At 64.9% G+C, this 20,778-nt stretch carries 23 protein-coding genes and 1 pseudogene; 14 read left to right on the plus strand and 10 right to left on the minus strand.

Annotation, left to right across the window (positions count from 1 at the left end; all coding sequences use genetic code 11):
- The first annotated feature begins 260 nt into the window (after positions 1-260).
- Both A9W95_RS10730 and A9W95_RS10735 read left to right on the plus strand, forming a co-directional pair.
- Positions 261-1,340 (plus strand): LLM class flavin-dependent oxidoreductase, encoded by a 1,080-nt coding sequence (locus A9W95_RS10730; protein WP_067411918.1) that lies wholly within the window; start codon positions 261-263, stop codon positions 1,338-1,340.
- Positions 1,341-1,353: 13 nt separating this feature from the next.
- Complete coding sequence (locus tag A9W95_RS10735; protein ID WP_067411919.1) at positions 1,354-2,121, plus strand: DUF1684 domain-containing protein; 768 nt, start codon at positions 1,354-1,356, stop codon at positions 2,119-2,121.
- 3 nt (positions 2,122-2,124) lie between these two features.
- Here A9W95_RS10735 and A9W95_RS10740 read toward each other — a convergent pair whose 3' ends face one another.
- Positions 2,125-2,844, minus strand: a complete 720-nt coding sequence (locus A9W95_RS10740) for a CoA pyrophosphatase (protein WP_067411957.1) — start codon at positions 2,842-2,844, stop codon at positions 2,125-2,127.
- Positions 2,845-2,911: 67 nt separating this feature from the next.
- Between A9W95_RS10740 and A9W95_RS26830 the strand changes: the two are divergent.
- The 6 genes and pseudogenes from A9W95_RS26830 to malQ all read left to right on the plus strand — a co-directional run.
- Positions 2,912-3,028, plus strand: a pseudogene (locus A9W95_RS26830) (ribonuclease Z); the annotation flags it as partial.
- 102 nt (positions 3,029-3,130) lie between these two features.
- Entirely contained in the window at positions 3,131-3,871 is a 741-nt protein-coding gene (locus tag A9W95_RS10745) for an SDR family NAD(P)-dependent oxidoreductase (RefSeq protein ID WP_253851624.1), read from the plus strand.
- 40 nt (positions 3,872-3,911) lie between these two features.
- Positions 3,912-4,769: an LLM class F420-dependent oxidoreductase gene (locus A9W95_RS10750; protein ID WP_067411921.1), complete on the plus strand. Its 858-nt coding sequence runs from the start codon at positions 3,912-3,914 to the stop codon at positions 4,767-4,769.
- Positions 4,770-4,865: 96 nt separating this feature from the next.
- On the plus strand, positions 4,866-5,294 hold the full coding sequence (locus A9W95_RS10755) for a pyridoxamine 5'-phosphate oxidase family protein (RefSeq protein WP_067411922.1): 429 nt from the start codon (positions 4,866-4,868) through the stop codon (positions 5,292-5,294).
- Positions 5,295-5,378: 84 nt separating this feature from the next.
- Positions 5,379-6,209 (plus strand): formate/nitrite transporter family protein, encoded by an 831-nt coding sequence (locus tag A9W95_RS10760; RefSeq protein WP_067411925.1) that lies wholly within the window; start codon positions 5,379-5,381, stop codon positions 6,207-6,209.
- Positions 6,210-6,347: 138 nt separating this feature from the next.
- On the plus strand, positions 6,348-8,357 hold the full coding sequence (gene malQ / locus A9W95_RS10765) for a 4-alpha-glucanotransferase (protein WP_067411961.1): 2,010 nt from the start codon (positions 6,348-6,350) through the stop codon (positions 8,355-8,357).
- A gap of 49 nt (positions 8,358-8,406) precedes the next feature.
- Here malQ and A9W95_RS10770 read toward each other — a convergent pair whose 3' ends face one another.
- The 4 genes from A9W95_RS10770 to A9W95_RS10785 all read right to left on the minus strand — a co-directional run bounded on the left by A9W95_RS10770 (position 8,407) and on the right by A9W95_RS10785 (position 11,971).
- Positions 8,407-8,859 carry an ATP-binding protein gene (locus A9W95_RS10770; protein WP_067411928.1) on the minus strand — a complete coding sequence of 151 codons (453 nt, stop codon included), beginning with the start codon at positions 8,857-8,859 and terminating at the stop codon, positions 8,407-8,409.
- Positions 8,860-9,013: 154 nt separating this feature from the next.
- Positions 9,014-9,502: a hypothetical protein gene (locus tag A9W95_RS10775; RefSeq protein ID WP_253851625.1), complete on the minus strand. Its 489-nt coding sequence runs from the start codon at positions 9,500-9,502 to the stop codon at positions 9,014-9,016.
- 151 nt (positions 9,503-9,653) lie between these two features.
- The gene (locus A9W95_RS10780; protein ID WP_253851626.1) at positions 9,654-10,943 is read right to left on the minus strand and encodes an alpha/beta hydrolase family protein; all 1,290 of its coding nucleotides are present in this window, start codon (positions 10,941-10,943) and stop codon (positions 9,654-9,656) included.
- A 131-nt stretch (positions 10,944-11,074) separates the two neighbouring features.
- Positions 11,075-11,971: a 2-hydroxyacid dehydrogenase gene (locus A9W95_RS10785; RefSeq protein ID WP_172826601.1), complete on the minus strand. Its 897-nt coding sequence runs from the start codon at positions 11,969-11,971 to the stop codon at positions 11,075-11,077.
- A 356-nt stretch (positions 11,972-12,327) separates the two neighbouring features.
- Here A9W95_RS10785 and A9W95_RS10790 point away from each other — a divergent pair, with 356 nt between their 5' ends.
- A complete protein-coding gene (locus A9W95_RS10790) occupies positions 12,328-12,978 on the plus strand; it encodes a cutinase family protein (RefSeq protein WP_156746128.1) in 651 nt (216 codons plus the stop codon).
- Here the strand turns inward: A9W95_RS10790 and A9W95_RS28385 are convergent.
- From A9W95_RS28385 to A9W95_RS10800, 4 genes are all read right to left on the minus strand, one after another.
- A complete protein-coding gene (locus A9W95_RS28385; protein WP_156746129.1) occupies positions 12,909-13,472 on the minus strand; it encodes a pyridoxamine 5'-phosphate oxidase family protein in 564 nt (187 codons plus the stop codon). The two genes, A9W95_RS10790 and A9W95_RS28385, sit on opposite strands and share 70 nt — an antisense overlap.
- A 150-nt stretch (positions 13,473-13,622) precedes the next feature.
- The gene (locus tag A9W95_RS10795; RefSeq protein ID WP_067411935.1) at positions 13,623-14,090 is read right to left on the minus strand and encodes a nuclear transport factor 2 family protein; all 468 of its coding nucleotides are present in this window, start codon (positions 14,088-14,090) and stop codon (positions 13,623-13,625) included.
- A gap of 27 nt (positions 14,091-14,117) precedes the next feature.
- Entirely contained in the window at positions 14,118-14,249 is a 132-nt protein-coding gene (locus A9W95_RS28220) for a hypothetical protein (RefSeq protein ID WP_256388888.1), read from the minus strand.
- A gap of 67 nt (positions 14,250-14,316) precedes the next feature.
- Positions 14,317-15,183: an alpha/beta fold hydrolase gene (locus A9W95_RS10800; protein ID WP_067411937.1), complete on the minus strand. Its 867-nt coding sequence runs from the start codon at positions 15,181-15,183 to the stop codon at positions 14,317-14,319.
- 144 nt (positions 15,184-15,327) lie between these two features.
- Here A9W95_RS10800 and A9W95_RS10805 point away from each other — a divergent pair, with 144 nt between their 5' ends.
- Positions 15,328-16,260 carry a LysR family transcriptional regulator gene (locus A9W95_RS10805; protein WP_172826600.1) on the plus strand — a complete coding sequence of 311 codons (933 nt, stop codon included), beginning with the start codon at positions 15,328-15,330 and terminating at the stop codon, positions 16,258-16,260.
- Positions 16,261-16,421: 161 nt separating this feature from the next.
- Here the strand turns inward: A9W95_RS10805 and A9W95_RS10810 are convergent, their stop codons facing one another.
- Positions 16,422-16,844 (minus strand): nitroreductase family deazaflavin-dependent oxidoreductase, encoded by a 423-nt coding sequence (locus A9W95_RS10810; RefSeq protein WP_067411943.1) that lies wholly within the window; start codon positions 16,842-16,844, stop codon positions 16,422-16,424.
- A 153-nt stretch (positions 16,845-16,997) separates the two neighbouring features.
- Here A9W95_RS10810 and A9W95_RS10815 point away from each other — a divergent pair, with 153 nt between their 5' ends.
- From A9W95_RS10815 to A9W95_RS10830, 4 genes are all read left to right on the plus strand, one after another.
- The gene (locus tag A9W95_RS10815; protein WP_067411947.1) at positions 16,998-18,119 is read left to right on the plus strand and encodes a spore photoproduct lyase family protein; all 1,122 of its coding nucleotides are present in this window, start codon (positions 16,998-17,000) and stop codon (positions 18,117-18,119) included.
- A gap of 7 nt (positions 18,120-18,126) precedes the next feature.
- Entirely contained in the window at positions 18,127-18,882 is a 756-nt protein-coding gene (locus A9W95_RS10820; RefSeq protein WP_067411953.1) for a bifunctional 2-polyprenyl-6-hydroxyphenol methylase/3-demethylubiquinol 3-O-methyltransferase UbiG, read from the plus strand.
- Positions 18,883-18,959: 77 nt separating this feature from the next.
- Positions 18,960-20,264 (plus strand): alpha-hydroxy-acid oxidizing protein, encoded by a 1,305-nt coding sequence (locus tag A9W95_RS10825; RefSeq protein ID WP_067411955.1) that lies wholly within the window; start codon positions 18,960-18,962, stop codon positions 20,262-20,264.
- A gap of 23 nt (positions 20,265-20,287) precedes the next feature.
- Positions 20,288-20,725 (plus strand): hypothetical protein, encoded by a 438-nt coding sequence (locus tag A9W95_RS10830; protein ID WP_156746127.1) that lies wholly within the window; start codon positions 20,288-20,290, stop codon positions 20,723-20,725.
- Positions 20,726-20,778 lie beyond the last annotated feature (53 nt).

Consider the following 20,778-nt stretch of genomic DNA (forward strand, 5'->3'; position numbering starts at 1 on the left):
CCGGGGGTATTGACCTCCTCGTCGAGTCGAGCAGGCCGACGTGCTGCGCAGCCCCATGGCAACGGTCCACAGCGAACTGCCAGAAAACCCGGATCGCTGGTGATGAATAACAGCGGCGGGACGCGGGTACGCCCCCGAGTGAACGATCGTTCGCTGTGGACCGTTGCCATGGGGCTGCGCAGCACGTCGGCCTGCTCGACTCGACGAGGAGGTCAATACCCCCGGAACGAACTCGGCGTTCCGTCGGTTCACACCAACTAATGAGGTTCCTGCTGATAACGCTCATCACGCACCTTCCCGATCCGGTGACCGGCGAGCGCAAAAGCGCGGCCGATCGACTGCGTGACGTCATCGAGAAAGCAGTTCTGGCCGAAGAACTGGGCTTCGACGGCTTTGCCGTCGGCGAGCGGCACGAAGATCCATTCATCTCGTCGTCGCCGCCGGTGGTGCTGAGCCACATTGCGGCCCGGACGTCAAGGATCGGCTTGTTCACCGGCGTGACGACGTTGAGTCTGCTGGACCCGGTGCGCGCGTTCGAGGATTATTCGACGCTGGACAATTTGTCCGACGGGCGCCTGGAATTGATCATCGGCAAGGGCAACGGCGCGGCGCAGGCCGAGCTGTTTCACGTGACCACCGCTGATCAGTGGAACCGCAACCGTGAAGGCTATGAGTTGTTCCGCCTGCTCTGGGAAAACGAGCACGTCACCTGGTCCGGCCAGTTTCGCCCCCCGCTCGTGGACGCAAAGACAGTGCCGCGGCCGCTGCAGGACCGAATTCGTATCTGGCACGGCAGTGCGACGAGTAAGGACTCCGTCGACCTCGCCGCGCGTCACGGAGACCCGATCTTCTCGGCGAACGTCAGCCACCCCATCGAGCCCTATGCCGAACTGGTGCGTCACTATCGCCAACGGTGGGAGTTCTACGGCCACCGGCCGGAAGACGCCTTGGTCGGGGCGGGTACGGCAGGCTTCTACGTCGCTCGGACAACTCAAGAGGCGGTGGCCACCTACCGGCCGATCATCGAAGCCCGGTTGTCGGCGCAGCGTCGCGCCGGGCTGCCCTCGGTGTTCGATTCCGTGGAAGACTTCGTCGCGCGCAGTTCGGCGGTGATCGGCAGTCCCGAACAGGTCGTCGACAAGGTCAGTCGCTATCACGAACGGCTGGGTCATGAAGTGATCCACCTCAGCGCCGATGCAGACGGAGTGACCCGCGCTCAGCAGCGTCGTAGCCTGGAACTGTTCCAGTCCGAGGTTGCGCCGGTCTTGCGTTCGCGCATCCCGAGCCGCCCGCTCATATCGCAGTCGAGAGTGAATGATGTTGCCAGACAAGCAGGTTAGCGAGGTTTGAACAATGACCAGCAACGTAGTGACAACCGCGGAAACCTTCGAGGCCGACTGGCACAGTTGGCACGCTGAACGCGAGCGTTATTTCGGTGATCCGCTGGGCTGGGTCAGCATCACCGGTTTGTACTGGCTCACTGATCAATTCGACGAAATCGCCGACCTGCCTGGGCGATGGCGGGCCGACGCCGACGCGGTCTACGTCCACGGCATCGAGGGCACCGACCGGCTGGAACCGGCCGAAGGGGCGCCAGGTCTGCTTGTCGACATCGGGGACCGGCGTGTCGAAGTCATCCGTCGCACCGGTTCGGCCGCGTTGCGGGTGCATGACCCGCGATCGCCGTACTTGCAGACATACCAAGGCATTCCGACATACCCACCGAGCCGGCGATGGGTCGTCGCCGGCACCTTCGTCCCGTACCAGCGACCCACGACGCTCACCACCGGTGCTGTAGTGGAAGGGCTTCGGCACCACCTCAATGCAGTCGGTGTGATCCACTTCGAACTGGACGGCACCGCACTGCAGCTCGTCGCGCTGCGGGGAAAGATCGCGGGGTTGCAGATCCTGTTCACCGACGCCACCAGCGGTGTCACCACTTATCCTGCCGCCAGGTCGCTTTCGGTCGACGAACCGGACACCGACGGGTCGGTGGTCCTCGACTTCAACCGGGCGTCGAACCTGCCGTGTTCGTTCACCGACTTCGCCACCTGCCCCGTAGCCCCAGCGGAAAATCGGCTGCCGATAGCCGTTGAGGCAGGAGAGAAGAACCCGCGATAGCGGCTACTTCCACGCAAACACCGGTTGCTCCAGTTGGTCGACGGCGTCATGCCGACCCTCCAGGCACAGCCACCGAAGTTGCAGCAGCACCGCACCCGTGGGCGCGTGAATCAGGTCGTTTCCCAGAGGAATCTGGACGACCGGCCGCGGGCTTTCCGGGATGGTGATGAACCGCGGTGAATCCGCGCGCTGTAGCTGATGTAGCCCGACCCGATACACCGCCAGTACCTCGTCCGGCGCGGGCCGCGGGGCCAGCCGCCCGCCACCCCAAATCACTACCGGGGTGATGACATAGCCCGACCGGGTCGGGTAGTCGTCCAACAGGCCCAGAACGTTCGCGTCGGTTAACCGGATGGCGAGTTCCTCGTCCAGCTCGCGCAGAGCAGCGTCCACCACGGTTTCCCCCGGATCCAGCCGGCCACCGGGCAGTGCCCACTGAGCGGGATGCGCGTTGAGCCGAGTTGTCCTGCGGCACAGCAGAAATGACGCGCCGCCCGAGACATTGATCATGTGGCCGTCCAGGCCCGCCTCCGGCAACGGCCGGCCACCAATCCACTCGTCCACCGGCGCGGGGTCGACTCGGTCCTCGCCGACTTCGGAGTCGACGATCACCACGGCCACTGCCGCCCGCCGTTTGGTCGGGTCGGTCACCGTGCGGCGATCGTGCCCGGCCAAACTAGCGCGGATTCGTTCGCGCAGCGCGTCGTCGTACGGGATCGTCACCATTCGACCATAGGCCCAGGGTGAGAGACATTTACCAATCCACCCCGCGCTACGTAGGGTCCGAGCCGTGTCGGTTCGTGAACTCATCGTGCTGGGCGCCGCCAGCCAGGTGCCCACCCGACACCGCAACCACAACGGATACCTGCTGAGTTGGGACGGCGAGGGATTCCTCTTCGACTCTGGGGGGAAGCGCTAGCACGGCTTGTTTCGGCACCCGCCGTAGGAACAAACCGTTGCCGGCCGGGCGTTGATGCAACCGATTCGACAAGTGCTTCCAGGAGGCGCCATGCAGCCCATGTCCGGTCGAAAAGCCCTCGTCACAGGCGCGACATCCGGAATCGGCAAGGCGATCGCCAAACGACTGGCGGCCGAAGGCGCCGACGTCATCGTGCATGGACGTGACACCGCACGTGGTAAAGGGGTGGTCGACGAGATCACCGCCGAGGGCGGCACCGCCGGCTTCATCACCGCAGACCTCGGCGACACCGCTGACGTAGAACGACTGGCCCGCCAGGCCGGAGACGTCGACATCCTGATCAACAACGCTGGCGTGTATCAGTTCCATGACACGGCGCAGATGACCGACGAACTCTTCGGCCTGCACATGGATCTCAACACCCGTGCGCCGTACGTTCTGGTGCGCACGCTCGCACCCGGCATGGTCGAGCGTGGACGCGGTGCCATCGTCAACATCAGCACGCTGGCCGCCTCCGTGCCCAGTGCGGGCACGGGAATGTATGCGGCATCGAAAGCCGCCTTGGAGCAGCTCACCCGGGTTTGGGCCGCTGAGTACGCCGCCGATGGCGTCCGGGTCAACGCCGTCGCCCCAGGGCCGACCCGCACCGCCGGCACTGCTGAGATGGACGCCGCCACCCTGGCCGCCATCGCGGACACCACCGCCATGCGCCGTATCGCCGAGCCAGAAGAAATCGCCGAGGCCGTAATGTTTTTGGCGTCGGACAAAGCCAGCTACATCACCGGCGTCGTCTTGGAAGTCGCCGGCGGCCGGCGCGCCATCGCGGATTGAGCCACGGAATCTGCATCCGCGTTGCGTGGTTGAATGGCGAATGCGTATAGGCGTTGTCTTCCCGCAGACCGAGCTTGGTGCCGACCCTGCCGTCGTACGCGCGTACGGGCAAGGCGTCGAGCAACTGGGGTTCAGCCACATCCTTGCGTACGACCATGTGGTTGGCGCCGATCCGGCCGTGCACGAGGGCTGGCAGGGCCCGTACGACATCCAATCCACATTCCACGAGCCGTTCGTCATGTTCGGCTACCTCGCCGCTCTGACCTCGTTGGAATTGGTCACCGGCGTCATCATCCTGCCGCAGCGGCAGACCGTGTTGGTGGCCAAGCAGGCCGCCGAGGTCGACTTGCTCACCGCCGGGCGGTTCCGGCTCGGCATCGGATTGGGTTGGAACGCCGTCGAATTCGAAGCGCTGGGTGAGAAGTTCACCAATCGTGGTAAGCGTTCCGAGGAACAAGTCGCGTTGCTGCGCAAGCTGTGGACCGAGCCCTCGCTCACGTTCAACGGTGACTACCACACCGTTACCGGAGCCGGCCTGGCGCCGATGCCCAACCAGCAGCCGATCCCAATCTGGTTCGGCGCAGCCTCCGACCGGGCCTACCAACGTGCCGGACGCCTTGGCGACGGCTGGTTCCCAATGGTCAGCCCTGGGCCGGCCCTCGACTACGCGCGTGAGCAAGTCGATCGCGCCGCAACCGCGGCGGGCCGGGACCCCGCCGACCTCGGGATGGAAGGCCGGGTCAGCTGGAACGGTGACCAGGGCCAGGTCGCGGCCGAGATCGCCGCGTGGAAGGCGGCCGGGGCCACCCACCTGTCAATCAACACTATGAGGTTCGGTCTGGTCTCCGTCGATGACCACCTCGAAGTGCTGCAACGAGTGGCCTCTGATCTGCAGTGACACCTAATGTGTCTGTCGCGCAAGGCGATCGGGAGCCTTGGCCCGCAGCCGTCGTGGGGGGGAATAGGCCCGGCGACCCGCTGTGTTGAGCCCCACATGAAAAGTTTCAACGAGGCCGAGCGCCAGCAATTCCTGTCCGATCTGCATGTCGGGGTGTTGTCGGTCGATGCCGGCGACGGACGCCCGCCGGCCAGTGTCCCGATCTGGTACGACTACACCGCAGACGGGCATATCCTGATCAACACCGGCGCGTCGTCGCGTAAAGCAAAACTCATCGAGCGAGCCGGCGCGGTGACCTTGACGGTCCAACGCGAAGAGCCGCCATACCAGTATGTGGTCGTGGAAGGCACTGTGGTGGGCACGGCCAGCCCCGCTCCGCTGGAAGTGCGAGAGGCTATTGCGATCCGCTATCTCGGCGAGGAAGGCGGCCGCGCGTTCGTCCGCAACCTCGGTGACCGGGACAGCGTGCTGTTCACCATCCGACCGGACCGCTGGCTGACCGCCGACTTTTCCGGAGAGGTCTGAATCACGTGGCCTCCGCCACTTGGCAGTTAACCGGCCCGCATCCGGGTATGCGTAGGGTCCTGCCCGACAACCGAAGGACCCGACGTGAGCAGCAACACGAGCCAACGTCAGCTCGGGGCTCTCGACAGTCCCATCGAAGACGAACTGGAACGAGCGTTCTGCAGGATGCTCGCCGAAGGCACCCAACGCTTGCATCGCACGTGGCGTGGGGTCATGGTGACCGGCTTCTTCGGAGGCACCGAAGTCGCGATGGGGGTCTTGGCCTACCTCTCGGTCCTACACGCGACGCACGACCCGTTACTGGCCGGACTTGCCTTCTCGATCGGATTTCTGGCCCTGTTGCTGGGGCGAAGCGAATTGTTCACCGAGGGCTTCCTGATTCCGATCACCACCGTCGCGGCTAAAAGGGCCAGTGTCGCGCAGCTGGTGAAACTGTGGGGCGGAACCCTGGTCGCCAATCTTGCCGGTGGCTGGTTGTTGATGTGGCTGATCATGCGGGCGTTCCCGCAGCTGCACCAGCAGACCTACGAGGCGGCCGCGCACTTCGCTACCGCGCCGCTGAGCGTGCAGAGCTTCTCCCTGGCCGTGCTCGGGGGCATGGCGATCACCTTGATGACTCGCATGCAGCATGGCACCGACGCGGTGGTGGGAAAGATGGCAGCGGCTGTGGCGGTGGCGTTCTTGCTCGCCGGTCTGCAACTGTTCCATTCCATACTGGACTCGCTGTTGATCTTCGGCGCCTTGGTTGCCGGGGAGGCCCCGTTCGGTTATCTCGATTGGTTGTACTGGTTCGCCTACACCGCGGTCGGCAATGTCGTCGGTGGCCTGATGCTGGTGACGTTGCCGCGCCTGCTGCGCAGTAAAGACCGCCTCAACCAGGAGCGCGACGAGGTAGACAAGTCGTCGACGGATTAGCCGAAAGCCCGTCTGCGGGGACGGGTCGTGTGAGAAAGCGGCGCTCGGGTATAAGAGCGGTGTGTTCCAGCGTCGGCGCCACTGCAGCGCCCCACTCAACGACTCTGCCGCTCTCGCGTACCGGCTGCGGTCCCGATGATGGCCGCTGCCAAGTCAATTCCCGATGACCTGCGCAAGCTGGCGGCTGCACATGGGGTGGCCACCTCCTACCGAAACGAACGGCGGGAACCGGTAGAGGTCGACGCGGATGTCGTCATCCGAGTTCTCAGTCTGCTCGACGTCGAAGCCGGCAGCGAGGCTGACCGCCGCCGCGAGTTGGCCAAATTGGCCGAGAGCGACAGCGCCGGCATGGTCGCCCCAACCGTCGCGGTGCGCCTGGATGGCCGGCCGCAGCGCCTAGCAGGAGCAACCCTGCTGGTCAGCGAGGACGGTGTACAGACCGAGGTGCACGATGAACTGCCGGCCGACTTGGCGCCGGGCTGGTACCGGGTGCACACGCGGGAAGGCCAAGAAGTCACGCTGGTAGCGGCTCCGCCGCAGGTGCCCCCGACTCCCGCGACATGGGGGTGGATGTTGCAGCTTTACGCGCTGCGTTCCGCGCGCTCCTGGGGGATAGGTGATCTGGGCGATCTGCAGGAGTTCGTCAAGTGGACCGCCGCACAGCACGGTGCCGGCGCGGTGTTGCTCAACCCGCTGCACGCACCGGGCCCGACCCATCCGGTGCAGCCCTCCCCCTACACGCCGTCCAGTCGACGTTTCGCGAACCCGCTAGCGCTGCGCATCGAAGACCTTGACGCGTATCGCCGAGCCGATCCGGACACCCGCGCGGAAGTGGACGCGTTGCGGGTTTCCGCCACCACCGACCGGATCGATCATGACCTCGTGTGGGCAGCCAAGCGAGCCGCGCTGGAAGTGTTGTGGCGGACCGAGGGCCGGCCGTCCCCGTTGGACGACTCGTCCGCTTCCAAGGGCTTGGCCGCCTGGGCCACTTACTGCGCGCTGGCCGAACGCCATGGCGGTCGCTGGACCCGCTGGCCCGAGACCCTGCGCGACGTCGGCAACCCAGCGGTGACGGCGGCACGTCGGGAATTGGCCCCTCGAGTCGCTTTTCACGCCTGGGTGCAGCAACGGTGCGCCGAGCAGCTGACCGCCGTGCGCACGGCCGCGCGAGAGGCGGGCATGGCGTTGGGGGTCTTGCACGATCTGGCCGTGGGCGTCGATCCCGAAGGCGCCGACGCCTGGGCGCTCGCCGATGTGCTGGCCACCGGTGTCAGTGTCGGTGCCCCACCAGACAATTTCACTCCCCGCGGGCAGGACTGGGGATTGCCGCCGTGGCGACCCGACCGGCTGGCCGCCACCGGGTACGCGGCGTTGCGCGACATGGTGCGAGCCGTGCTTGCCCACGCCGACGGCTTGCGCATCGACCACGTCGCTGGCCTATGGCGGCTGTGGTGGATTCCACCGGGCGACGGACCGGATCGCGGCACCTATGTCCATTACGACGCTGAGGTCATGCTTGCGGTGTTGGCGCTGGAAGCTCACCGCGCCGAAGCGACGGTGGTGGGCGAAGACCTGGGCACGGTCGAGCCGGAAGTCACCGAAGCGTTGGCCGGCAACGGGATGCTGGGCTGTGCGGTGTCCTGGTTCACCCGCGACGAATCGGCTCCCGGCGAGCCGCTGCTGTCCTCGGACAAATGGCCGGCGCGGGCGGCGGCGAGCTTGTCGACACACGACCTCCCCACGGCGGCCGGCTTCTTACGCGGAGAACATGTGCGGGCCCGTGCGGACCTCGGTCTGCTCAAGGACGTTCCGGCCGAAGAAGAGGCGGCCGAAAAGGAGCGGGCAGAGTGGCTCGCGTTGCTGCGGTCCGAGCGGTTGCTGCCCGCGCAGGACTCCGGATCCGAGCCCGACGAAGCGTCGATAATTCTTGCGATGCATAGGTTTCTGGCGTCGACTCCGAGCCGGTTGAAGTTGATTGCGCCTTACGATGTGATTGCCGAGACTCGGCAGCCGAACTTGCCCGGAACGGTCGACGAATACCCGAACTGGCGGCTACCGCTGCCGGAAACGCTGGAGGAGTTGCAGGCCGACCCGCGAGTATCGGAGATCGCCAAGGTTTTTCGGTCGGTCGGTGACGAGGAACGTTGACCGCTGAACGCGGCGGCGCCGCGATCAGTTCGACGCGGCGGCGCCGCAATCAGTTCCACGTGGGATCGCTGCGTGCGGTGGTGTAATCCAGGCAGACAGTGGTTCCACTGGGGTGGGCGTTGATCGTGCAATGGTCGGCCAGTGCCTGCATCAGCCGGATGCCGCGCGACGCCCGCGGGTCGTTGGGTCGTTGCGGCGCCGGCCGGTGCCACCTTCCGCGATCACTGACACAGACGCTGATCGATTGTGCGGCGGAATCAAAGCTCGCCTGCAGCCTCATGGTGCCGCGCCGATGGTGGCTTCGGTAGGCATGCTCGACGCAATTGGCAAGAGCCTCATTGACACTCAACACGATGTCGTCGCGAACGCCGGCCGACCCATGCACCGCCTGCTGTAGCCACCGATCCAAGCGACGGCGCAATTCGGCGGCGGTAATTGCGTCGGCGGCACCTACGCACGTCAGCCGGGCGGGATCGGCGACGAAAGACGGTGAATCATCCATGTTCCATGGCATACCCACGAAGAGGCGTGAAGATAAACCCGAAGCCGTCAAGAATCAGCCACAAGAAGATCGCGTGAATCACGACTCGCCGCAGGGCGGAAACGCTTGCGTAACAAATCGATCGATCTGTGACGGCAGTGGTTACCCGTGTGGATTATTGCCCGACAACGAAATCCATCGGAGGACCGTCGCCATGGCCCATCCCACGATGGGCGACGGCGGTCGCCATGGCCCTGCCATTCTGGATGGTGCCGACGATGTCAATTTCGTCGTTGACCGTGAAATGCGATGCGTCTCGGACCGGTTGACGCCCGCCAGTAGTGATCAGGGTGGTGTCCGGCGTAACGAAATATGTTTGGATGTAGCCGTTGGCGCTGCGTGCAGTGACCGAGTCCGGCGACACTGCGATCACCGTGCCTTCCTGGGTGACCGGTTGGGAACCCTGCGGAGGCTCTTGCGATATCGCAGCCGAGACGTCCTTTGTCCCTTCTAGATCAACGGCGTTGGCCGCCAATCCGATTAAGCTGGCGGCACACACAACTGAGGCGGACACCACTTCGAATGCCATGCCGGAACGCGACATTTTGCGCCTCGCACGGATTTCGTTAGGTGCTTCTTTTTTGGGCTTAAGTTTTTCAGTCATGCGGTGCCTAGCACTCATGGTGGGTCCTTCTTCCTGCGGCCGGACGCCGACGAATTCTGGCGCCTACCGATTCAGGTCGTTGCATTCGGTGTTACCCGAAGGGCTGCGGCGATAAACAGCTTCCGCCCGTGAGGGGTTCAACGCCTGCCATTTACTGAGCGACGGTGCTGGTGATTGCGGGGGTGCCGAGCCGAGCGGCGAGCCAGGGCAGCGTGACCGCGAAGGCATGGGCGGCCGAGGGCCAGTCGTGTTTTCCGGGCAATCCAGTGACCTGGCAGGCTATGCCGTGGGCCGTACCGAGGCGGCACAGTGTGTCGGCCGCGGCTTGCCCGACGGCTGCTCCGGGTACCGCGAAGACGCCGGCAAGGTCGGTATACGGGCCGTGGCGGACGATGGCTGTACTGGGGTCAAACCATGACCAGGCTGAAGGGTTACCGCCGAACAGTCGGTCAATCGTCTGGGCCCGGGTGCCGGCGTTGGGACCGATGTCGCCGCCGATGTCCACGAAGGCGCTGAACGTGCCCGGATGCATGACCGCAAGGTCGACCGCGCAGGTGCCGCCGGAGGAGAATCCGACGACGCCCCACCTGGGCTGATCGCCGAGTCCGAACTGGCGGTTGACCGCCGGAACGACATCAGCGGTCAAGTGGTCAGCGGCGTTCCCGCGCGGTCCGTTCACACACTCGGTGTCCACCGTGAAGCCACCCGTAGCGTCGGCGAACACGGCCACCGGGGCCATGCCGGCATGCGCCGCTGCGAAGGCGTCAAGGGCGGTGACAGCGTCCCCGGCGCGCGCCCAGTCGGTGGGGGTGTTGAATTCACCGCCGATCATCAACACCGCGGGCAAGTGCGGCGGCGGTGTGCTGGTGAACCATGCCGGCGGCAGATACACCCATTCTTGACGGTGCCGGAAGCCGGACGCGCGATCGCCCGTGTCCACCGGGACCACCATTCCGTGTTGCGGGGCAACCCCTTTGCTCTGGACGGACCGCACCGCGCGCAGGTCACTTTGATCGGTCAGCGGCCCGTTGGTCAGCTGACCCCACGCGGTGTGGACGGTCGGGAAGTATCCCAGCCACGAGTTGATGGTCAGTCCGGTGCTGAGTAGGCAAAAGGATGCCGCGAAGACGAAGATGTTGCGCCGCCACCAACCAGCGCTGCGCCATCCGCTGAGCGCTACCGCGGTCGCCACCCCGACCAGTGCCACCCACAGCCACATTCGCCGCGGCGCCGGCTCACTGGCGATCCCGAGCGTCCCGAAGTACCAGTAGGCCGCTCCTGTGACGGCCGCCCCAACCACCAGGGCGATTGGTACCCACCGGCTCAGCCAGCGTCGCCGGCGCCAAGCGATTGCATACAGCAGCGCCGCGGCGGCGAGCAGCTGCACGACGACGGGAATCCATCCGCGCATCAGCGACGCCTGCCATACGTGATTGGTCACGGAAACAGGCAAACTGACAGGCGGCGATACACGGCAACTCCTTAAGCGAGGCTGGTCTGGGATACCCGCAAGTCAGGAGCGAGAAGCATTGATGTGGGGCGCCGGTTCGGCGGGTCCGCCCTAGCGGCGCCTCACCTGCGCCGCCGCAGTACTGGCGTGACCAATTCCCCTGTTTCCAGGTAAGAATCAAGGTTGCGAATAGCGAGCATCGCCATCGCTTTGCGGGTCCGGGCCGTCGCACTGCCGATGTGTGGAAACAAGACGACGTTGTCTAGGTCGAGCAGCTCCTCCGGCACATTCGGCTCGTCGGAGAAGACATCGAGCCCTGCGCCGGCCAGGCCGCCGCCCGCCACCAACTCCACCAGCGCGTCCTGGTCGACGACGCTGCCGCGCGCGATGTTGATCACATATCCCTGCGGTCCCAGCGCCTCGAGTACTGTGCGGTCGACCAGATGGTGGGTCGTATGGTCGCCGGTGGTGGCGACGACCAGAATGTCTACCGACTCGGCCAGTTCGGTCGGGGATTGGGCATAGCGGAATGGTGATCCATCGATTCGATGTCGATTGTGATACGTGATGGCGCAGTCGAATCCGAGTAGCCGGGTCGCGATCGCCGAACCGATCCGACCCAATCCCAGTATTCCGACTTGCAGTCCGCTGACGTCCCTCGCGTACGGGAATGGACCGTCGCGTCCCCAGCGGCGCGCGCGCACGTAGCGGTCGGCGGCGCCGAAGCGGCGCAAGGTCATCAGGATCAGACCCAACGCCGTATCGGCGACGGTGTCGGACAAAACGTCCGGTGTGTTGCTCACCCCGATACCGCGGCGCTTGGCCGTCTCCAGATCGATCGCATCAACACCGGCGCCGTTGTTGACGATCACTTCCAGATTGGGCAGCGCGGCAATCGTCTCGGCATCGACGCCGGCGCCCGAAGTCACCACCACGCGCACCGTCGCGGCGTGCGAACCCAAGAACTCAGTGCGCGCCGGGCCTTCGGGCAGCGTCGGCAACTCGTAGCGCGCGACCATTTCCTGGTCGAAGGTCCGCTCGAACGGGCCGACCCGCAACACCTCGTCGGTCTTCCGCGCCGTCACGTTGCCATTCTGCCCCGGCGTCGGCGCTGTCGTTGATCGTCAGCCTCCCTGACCGGGGTGGCACTCGGCTGATCTGGGAGAACGAGACCTACGTCACTGCAAACCGGCGCTTCGCGATGCGAACAGTATTGTTTTCCAAGCGGCCCACCGGAGGGCCATGCCGAGCACCGGCCGTAGTTGCTGAAGACGAAGGAAGCTAAGTGAAGCGCACCACACCGCCGATCGGCTGTGCCCCCCACCCCAGCAAGATCAGTGCGATCGCCAAGTGGGTCACCGCGTTGGTCGTGATCATGGCGTCGATGACCGCGGCCCCGGGCGTGAGCCACGCGGCAGACGGCGACAACTGCCCCGACGTCGACGTGGTGTTCGCCCGCGGCACGTTCGAACCACCCGGCCCGGGAGCGACCGGACAAGCCTTCATCGATGCGCTCACCGCCCGGTTGCCCAACAAGTCCGTCGACGTGTACGGGGTGGACTATCCGGCCTCGCTTGACTTCTCGCGGGCCAGCGACGGGGTGGTCGACGCTGGAAACAAGGTTCTCGACATCACCAACACCTGCCCGAACACCAAGGTGGTTTTGGGTGGCTACTCCCAGGGCGCGGCAATCGCCGCTTACATCACTTCTGACAGCGTCCCAGCCGGCTACGCGCTGCCGGACGGGATCAGCGGGCCGCTGCCTCCCAGCGTCGCCAACCATGTGGCGGCTGTCACCTTGTTCGGTAAACCGTCCAACGGTTTTCTCGACATCGTCGACCGCAATGCTCCGCCGATCGTCATCGGACATCTCTACACCAGCAAGACGATCGACCTGTGCGCACCGAACGATCCGGTCTGCGCATCCTCCGGGTTCAACCGCGCAGCCCACAGCTCCTACCGAACCAACGGAATGACCGACCAAGCTGCTGACTTTGCCGCGAATTCGATCAAGGGCACGCACTGACCCCACGTGGTCAGCACCCGTTCAAAGATCGAGGACGGTGTCCTCGGTCGGCCGTGAAACGCAGATGAGCTACGGACGAACTGGACCGCCGGCCCGGGTCCAACCGGGCCGGTCGGCGCGTGCGGCGTCCGTCGTACGGTAGCGATACCAGGAGTCAGCCGCATGCCCGCGCCGAATCTCTCGGTATGGCCTCGTGCGGGGGCGATGCCTTCTCTAGCCAGAGCTCCGCTGACGGCATCCATGAACGTTGCGGGTCCGCACAGGAAAGCTTCCGCGTCGACCGGCAACCTCAGTTCGCTCAGCCGATCTGCAGTGACCCGGCCCTGCTCGTCATAGTCAGTCCCGCGCCGCCCGACCAAAGGTGTTGTCGTCGACAATCGATGGAATCCGGCTGGGCCACCGCGAAATTGGACGTAGGGCCAGCCGGTCTCACTCGCCGTCGCCAGGTAACAGCTCTCCCGCTCTGCCAGGAAGTCTTTCTCGTCCTCGGTCAGCGGATCGGGGCCCGGAAGCGTCTTCCCCGCAACGCGTTTGCGGTCGGAGAATGCCTGACGCCGTAGCTTCCTTGCGCGGCTCGCACTCTGTCGGTGAACGCGATAGTTCCGTAGTGCTTACTCAATTCTGTACCCCGTCGTTGTCAGCGCTTACTGCATCGGGATGTCAAATTCAGGGCCACGTTCTTGCTCTGGCCGGGGTCCGAAGATGCGCCGTTGGGGTTCCTCGATCCGGACGTCGTTGATGCTGGCTTCGCGCCGGCGCATCAACCCGTGGTCGTCAAACTCCCACAGCTCATTGCCGTAGCTGCGCCACCACTGGCCGGTGCTGTCGTGGCATTCGTATTGGAAGCGCACCGCGATGCGGTTGCCGTGAAAGTCCCACAGGCTCTTGCGCAAAGCGTAATTCAGCTCGCGCTGCCATTTGGCTGTGAGAAATTCGACGATCGCATCGCGTCCGGTGACGAACACATCGCGATTGCGCCAGACGCTGTCTGTGGTGTAAGCACGGCTAACTGAGTGCGCATCACAAGTGTTCCAGGCGTCCTCGGCTGCTTGTACTTTCTGTAAGGCCGTTTGCCGGTCATACGGTGGAAACGGCGGGCGGGGCTGATTCATGGTGCGGTTCTCCCTCAGATCTGAGATCTACGAAGCGACGTGCGTGAGCAGGAAAAAGGCCAATACCGGTTGGCCTTCTTCGGCCGACGCGATCAATAGTCGCTCATCGGTGTGGTGCCAATCGATAGGTCTCGTGGTGGTGATGATGGTGTCCCTCACCGGGCGAGTATGCGGCTTGGGCGCAGAAACAGCATCTCGTTAAAAGGGGCCTAGTGGCGGTGTGTCGCTAGAGGCGGCCCAAGAAGTCTCGGATGTAGCCGCTGATCTCTTCGCCGTGGGTTTCCAGCGCGAAGTGCCCGGCGTCCAGGAGGTGGAACTCCCCCTTGGGCAAGTCACGCCGGTACGCTTCAGCCCCTGCGGCACCGAAGATTTCGTCGTTGCGTCCCCAGGTGACCAACAGCGGTGGCTGGTGGGTTCGAAAGTACTCCTGAAACTTCGGATACCCGTCGAGGTTGAATTGGTAGTCCCAGAACAGTTGCAGCTGAATGGCGTCATTGCCGTTCCGGTCGAGCCCCGCTTGATCGAGCAGCCAGGTCTCCGGGGCAATCCGGTCCAGCCGGTCCTGGGGAACACCGTGAGTGTATTGCCATTTGGTGGTTTTGAGGGTGAAGTAATCGCGCACTCCGTCTTCGTTGGCAGCGCGGTCCTTGGCATGGGCGAACAAGATGTCCCAGAAGGGGGTGAAGCCCTCCATGTATGCGTTCCCGCTTTGGGTGATGATGGCGGTGATCCGTTCCGGGCGGGCACTGGCGATGCGCAGCCCGATCGGGGCGCCGTAATCGTGAATGTAAATCGCGAAGCGGTCCAGGCCCAAGTGGTCGATCAGCTTCTCGGTGACCTCGGTCAGCCGGTCGAAGCTGTAGGTGAACTGGTTCACCGAAGGCATCGATGACCGTCCGAAACCGATGTGGTCGGGGGCTACCAGATAGTAGCTGTCCGACAGCGAATCGATCAGGTTGCGGAACATGTGTGAGCTCGACGGAAACCCGTGCAGCAGCAACAGGATTGGGCGGGCAGGGTCGCCGGCTTCCCGGTAAAAGACGTCGAGCCCGTCGATGCGGGCGGTGTGATAGCGCGTACTGAATGCAGGCATGATGCGGCCTTTCAATTCACCTGTTGAGTGCCCAAAGAATGCGCCGTACCGCGGGCCGAGAAAAAGAGGCGATCGCCGAACGCGGTCATCGCGTCCGCCGATCAATCCATTCGCGCGTCCTGGCCCGGCAACTACCATCAGCACGTGGAGTTGCGTCAAGTCGAAGCTTTTGTGGCAGTGGCCACGGAATTGCACTTCGGACGCGCCGCTCAAAGCCTGCACCTGGGTCAGCCCACACTCAGTGACTTGGTCCGCCGCTTGGAGCGCGAGCTCGGTACGCCGCTATTCACCCGCACCACTCGTCGGGTGGCGTTGACCGAGGCGGGCGTCGAGTTGCTCGATCGAGCGAAGGTCATCCTCGAGGACGTCGCCGGGGCGGCTGCCGCGGTACGCAGAATCGCTGGGGGCGAAGCCGGAACGGTGCGCCTGGGCATCACGCCGCCCGTTGCCGCGGCGTTGGCGCCGCATTTGGCTGCGGCGTTGCGGGATGAGGCCCCGGACGTCGAGCTGATCGTGCGCCGCATGTGGCTGCCCGACCTGCTGACCGCCATTCCCGATGGTGAGGTGGACGTGGCCATCACCTGTGGGGTGGTGCCGGATTCCCCGGGCATCATCAGTGAGGTGTTCTGCGCCGAGCCGTTGGTCGTCGGTCTACGGCCCGACCATCCCTTAGCCAGTCGCAGCTCGGTCGATCTCGCTGACCTGAAGAGCGCGCCGCTGGGCCTGCACAGTGCCGACCTGTTTCCCGCGTGGACCATGGCCATCCGCCAGGTGCTCGACTCCGCCCGAATTCATCCGCCGACCGTGGAGCTCGCCGACACCGATCTGTCGGCCTGCCGCTGGTCCGAGCAGGCCGACGTGGACTGGATTCTGAGCACGTCAGCGGTGTCGGCGGCCAAAGCGACCACACCGCTGCTGCCGCTGTCGCGGGCTCAGTTCTTGCCGTACACACTGCAATGGTGTCCCATTCGAGCCGCAACCGTGGCCATCGGACGGTTCGTGAATCTGGCGCTCACCGTTGCGGTGCCGCCGGGCTGGATCACCCAGCCCGATCACCTGCACCACGGCCGCAGCTGACCGAATCTCCGGCGGCGGAATATCTCGACCGATGCTGCGGTTGACCAATCCGACGGTGCCGGATATTCCCCCGGGTACCACTTCAATAACCGTCGCTTCGAGCGACCACTTGCCGAGAGGCGTGAAGACGGCACCGTCGCACCAGTCCTGTTATCCCGCGGTCACTCCAAGACGAAAACCGGGATTTGCCGCGCGGTCTTCGTCTGATATTCGGCATAGGGCGGGTACGCGGCCACCGCCCGCTCCCACCATTGCTCGCGTTCGGTGCCTTCGACCTCGCGCGCGGTGAGTTCAACGACGTTCGCGCCATCCTGCAGCGTCACGTTGGGGTTGGCCTTTAAGTTGTTGTACCAAACCGGATGCTCGGGCGCGCCGCCCTTGGACGCGACGATGGCGTACTGCCCGTCGTGCTCCACCCGCATCAGCGGCACGTAGCGCTTCTTGCCGGACTTGGCTCCGGTCATGGTCAATAGGACCACCGGGCGGTCGAACACCTCGACCCCGTCGGTCGTCCCTTGCTCCAGGATTCGTTCCGTCTGCTTGCGCACCCAATCCGTCGGGCTCATTTCAGTCTGATCAGCCATACCCCTGCCTAACACTTCGGCCGGGATTATGCATTCGATGAGGCTGCAGGTGGCGCGCCACGGCGAGCGCGCCGCACACGGGAGTCGAGATAGTCACACCACGAATGCGTTCAGCGCGGAATTGGCTCACCACCCACGCCGTTGAACTGAGCAATGACAACGACGTTATCGGCCGCGGCCGCATCGACTCCATCAGCAATCGATCACCCCACACTGTGGACCCCATCGCGGGTGCTCGTCACCAAGTCGGCCTCCGAGTCGCCGCACGGCGCCAATATCGTGGCGCGGTGCGAAGCGGCGGGCATCGACGACATTCAGGTCCTGTCGGGTGATCGACTCCCCCCGGTGCGGGCAGAAAACGACCGGGCCGCCTACGCGCTGGCCAAGCGCACACTCGCGGTGGTCGTCGCCCCGCCCAGCAAGCGTCGCCTGCAACCCATCCCGCCAAGCGCCGACTGGCGCATCGACCTGGCCGAGGGTTGCCCCGCCCATTGCCAATACTGCTATCTCGCCGGCTCACTGTCCGGCCCGCCGATTACCCGTGTCTACGCCAACCTGCCCGAAATCCTCGGCGGGATGGACGAATACGTCGGGCGTGGCACTATCACATCGGCTTCGGCTGAGCGGGCCGACGAGGGAACCACCTTCGAGGCGTCCTGCTACACCGATCCGCTGGCGCTGGAGCACCTGACCGGTTCCTTGTCGGCGACCATCGCGCACGTCGGCCGCCACGATTGGCCGGCACCGGTCGGGTTGCGCTTTACCACGAAGTTCGACAACGTCGCTCCGCTGCTGACGCTGCCCCATGCCGGTAGCACCCGGGTACGAATCTCGGTCAACGCTAACGAGATCGCCGCCCGGTTCGAGGGTGGCACCGCTCGACTGCCGCAGCGCATCGCCGCGCTGCGCTCGCTCGCGTTGGCTGGCTATCGCATCGGTCTGACCATCGCCCCGATCATGCCCATTCCGCAATGGGGCGACGGTTACCGTGCGCTGCTAGGCGACGTCGCGACGGCCCTGGCCGACATCGACGGCGTCGACCTGACCGTCGAATGCATTACGCACCGCTTCACTGCCGCAAGCAAAGAAGTGTTGCTCGGCTGGTATCCCCGCACCAAGCTGGACATGGACGAAGCTTCTCGCACCCGCAAGTTCGGCAAGTTCGGGTCGGCCAAGTACGTCTACCCCAAGGACACGATGTCGCAGATGCGGTCCTGGTTCGAAACGGAATTGACGACCACACTGCCCTCGGCGCGCACGCTGTACTGGACGTGAGCCGCCGATGGCCAGTTCAGACGATGCCGCTGTACACACCGACCGCCGGCGAGCTTCCTCGTTCGGCGTCGCCGCCGAGGCATACGACCGGTATCGGCCCCGTTACCCAGACGCTCTGATCACCGATCTCGTCGCCGCCCAAGGCGCAACGGTGCTCGACGTCGGCGCTGGAACCGGCATCGCCTCAGAACAATTGAGCGCGGCGGGCGCTGAAGTCCTCGCCGTCGAGCCTGACGATCGGATGGCCAGCGTGGCCGCCGACAAGGGAATTGCCGTCGAGCGGTCTGACTTCGAACACTGGGAGCCGGCTGGGCGGACCTTCGACATGGTGGTGTTCGCCCAGTCATTTCACTGGGTCGAGCCGCGCTCGGCGCTGCGCAAGATCGGCCGGTTGCTGCGACCGAACGGTCGGCTGGCGCTGGTCTGGAACCGGATCATCCCGATCACACCGTCTCAGGCAGAACTCGACGAGGGCTACGCCGCATTCTTGGACACTACGGCTCGGCCCAGCGTCCACGCCGAAGACGAGCTCACCGGCGTGATCGAAGCGTCCGGCTTCCGCACTCAGCGCCGTACCTACGCCACGCGCCAGCATTACTCGGCGGATCAGTGGCTGAACATGGTGTTCACCTACTCGAATCACCTGCTGTTGCCCGCTGACGCGCAGGCTCGGCTGCGCGCGGATCTGTACCTGCGCATCGGGCCCTCCGGCGTGAGCGCCGAGAATGACGCGCTCGCGATCGTCTGCGCACCCGCCCGCTGACACACGGGTCCGAAGAGCCGCGCCGTGCGCCGTACTAGCCTGACAACCGGCGACGCACGCCGAACGAATGGACGGTAATGACAACACCCGGTGAGCAACCAGGACGGCAACGTCAAGAAGCGATCTACCGCAACGGCGTATTCGGCCAAACTCCGCCGGTACCGACGAATTACACCGCGTTAGAACGGGCCGCTAAGGCGAAGATGTCCAAGCAGGCGTGGGCGTATGTCGCCGGCGGAGCCGGTGAAGGTGCCGGCATGAGCAACAATCGCGCCGCCCTGGATCGGTGGGCCATCGTTCCCCGCATGTTGCGGGACTGCTCACAACGAGACCTCTCGGTGACCCTGTTCGGCCGCCGGCTGCCCGCTCCGATTCTGGTGGCACCGGTAGGCGCCGCCGGACTGGTACACCCCCAGGCCGACGTCGAAATTGGCGCGGCTGCAGCAACTTTGGGGCTACCCTACATCTTCTCCAATCAAGGGTCCGCTGCCATGGAGGACACCGCCGCCGCAATGGATCATGTGGCCGCCAAGGCTCCGCGGTGGTTTCAGCTGTACTGGTCCACCAACGACGCCGTCGTCGACAGCTTTGTCCGTCGCGCAGAGGCGGTTTCAGCCGATGCCTTGGTGGTCACCGTGGACACCACGTTGTTGGGATGGCGTCCGCAAGACCTCAACCTCGGCTCGTTGCCGTTCACCAAGGCGATCGGCATCGCGCAGTACACCTCCGACGAGCAGTTCATGAAATCCGTACGCGATCGAGTTGCCGCGGCGAAGGCGGCAGGCGAGCGACCGCCGGTGCAGGTGACGCGAGCCGCCGTCCGGACGCTGATGGCGATGGCCCGTAACGTGCCCGGGAAATTTCTGGGCAACTTGATCTCCGCCGTCCCCCGAGCGAGCGTGGAAACCTTCCTCGATACGTATTCGCGGCCGTCGCTGACCTGGGATGACATCGCCGGTCTGCGGGAACGGACGAACCTGCCGATTCTGGTCAAGGGCTTGTTGCATCCCGACGACGCCCGGCACGCACTCGACATTGGGGTCAGCGGGATCATCGTATCGAATCACGGCGGCCGACAAGTGGATTCGGTCATCGGAGCAGCTGACGCCCTGGTCGATATTGCCGCCGCGGTCGGCGGCCGGATACCGATAATCTTCGACTCGGGCATCCGCAGCGGTGCCGATGTCCTCAAAGCCTTGGCTTTGGGCGCCGACGCGGTGACGGTCGGCCGACCACACATCTACGGGCTTGCGTTGGCGGGCCGCCAAGGGGTGGTCGAGGTTCTGCAGAATCTGATTGCCGAGCTGGATCTGCTGCTCGCCCTCACCGGCGTCCGCACGATCGACGAATTGAACGCCGACCTGCTGCGGCGGGTCGGCTAGGTCACGCGTGAGATGCGCGGTGAATGGGTAAAGGCTTGTTGGACATCGACTTAACCCACCAGGAGATCGATACTGACATGACCCAGATCCACGCTGCGCGTCGCATCGCACTTGCCGCCGGAATCGCCGCCACCGTCGCCTTGAGTTCGTTGACCGCCGGATGCGGCAAGAGCGACAGCGGTAAGAATCAGCCATCCACGAGCACCGTCACCACCACGGTGACGACGCCGGCCAGTGTCACCACGACTCCGGCTTCGTCGGCTCCTTCCGAAGCCCCCGGTACCGGCGCGCCGGGAGGCGGGGGTACCGGGCCGGGTGGCGCCACGACGGCGGTCCCGGGTGGCGGCGCCGGCGCCGGGCCCGGCGGAGCCAGCGCAGGGGTGCCCGGAGCAGGAGCGTCCGCCGGCCCCGGTGGCGCCGGCGCCTGCGCCGGTGGCATCTGCGTCGGAACCAACCCGTAAGAACACCGCGACACGTCGCTTACCTGACCGCGCTGGTGCAGATTGCTGACATC

The sequence above is a fragment of the Mycobacterium sp. 1423905.2 genome (genome assembly GCF_001673155.1).
Taxonomy (GTDB): Bacteria; Actinomycetota; Actinomycetes; order Mycobacteriales; family Mycobacteriaceae; genus Mycobacterium.

Coding starts and splice junctions, on each gene's coding strand:
- A9W95_RS10730 (WP_067411918.1), top strand. CDS start 261: ATGAGGTTCCTGCTGATAACGCTCATCACGCACCTTCCCGATCCGGTG.
- A9W95_RS10735 (WP_067411919.1), top strand. CDS start 1,354: ATGACCAGCAACGTAGTGACAACCGCGGAAACCTTCGAGGCCGACTGG.
- A9W95_RS10745 (WP_253851624.1), top strand. CDS start 3,131: ATGCAGCCCATGTCCGGTCGAAAAGCCCTCGTCACAGGCGCGACATCC.
- A9W95_RS10750 (WP_067411921.1), top strand. CDS start 3,912: ATGCGTATAGGCGTTGTCTTCCCGCAGACCGAGCTTGGTGCCGACCCT.
- A9W95_RS10755 (WP_067411922.1), top strand. CDS start 4,866: ATGAAAAGTTTCAACGAGGCCGAGCGCCAGCAATTCCTGTCCGATCTG.
- malQ (WP_067411961.1), top strand. CDS start 6,348: ATGGCCGCTGCCAAGTCAATTCCCGATGACCTGCGCAAGCTGGCGGCT.
- A9W95_RS10770 (WP_067411928.1), bottom strand. CDS start 8,859: ATGGATGATTCACCGTCTTTCGTCGCCGATCCCGCCCGGCTGACGTGC.
- A9W95_RS10775 (WP_253851625.1), bottom strand. CDS start 9,502: ATGACTGAAAAACTTAAGCCCAAAAAAGAAGCACCTAACGAAATCCGT.
- A9W95_RS10785 (WP_172826601.1), bottom strand. CDS start 11,971: ATGGTCGCGCGCTACGAGTTGCCGACGCTGCCCGAAGGCCCGGCGCGC.
- A9W95_RS10790 (WP_156746128.1), top strand. CDS start 12,328: ATGGCGTCGATGACCGCGGCCCCGGGCGTGAGCCACGCGGCAGACGGC.
- A9W95_RS10795 (WP_067411935.1), bottom strand. CDS start 14,090: ATGAATCAGCCCCGCCCGCCGTTTCCACCGTATGACCGGCAAACGGCC.
- A9W95_RS10800 (WP_067411937.1), bottom strand. CDS start 15,183: ATGCCTGCATTCAGTACGCGCTATCACACCGCCCGCATCGACGGGCTC.
- A9W95_RS10810 (WP_067411943.1), bottom strand. CDS start 16,844: ATGGCTGATCAGACTGAAATGAGCCCGACGGATTGGGTGCGCAAGCAG.
- A9W95_RS10815 (WP_067411947.1), top strand. CDS start 16,998: ATGACAACGACGTTATCGGCCGCGGCCGCATCGACTCCATCAGCAATC.
- A9W95_RS10820 (WP_067411953.1), top strand. CDS start 18,127: ATGGCCAGTTCAGACGATGCCGCTGTACACACCGACCGCCGGCGAGCT.
- A9W95_RS10825 (WP_067411955.1), top strand. CDS start 18,960: ATGACAACACCCGGTGAGCAACCAGGACGGCAACGTCAAGAAGCGATC.
- A9W95_RS10830 (WP_156746127.1), top strand. CDS start 20,288: ATGGGTAAAGGCTTGTTGGACATCGACTTAACCCACCAGGAGATCGAT.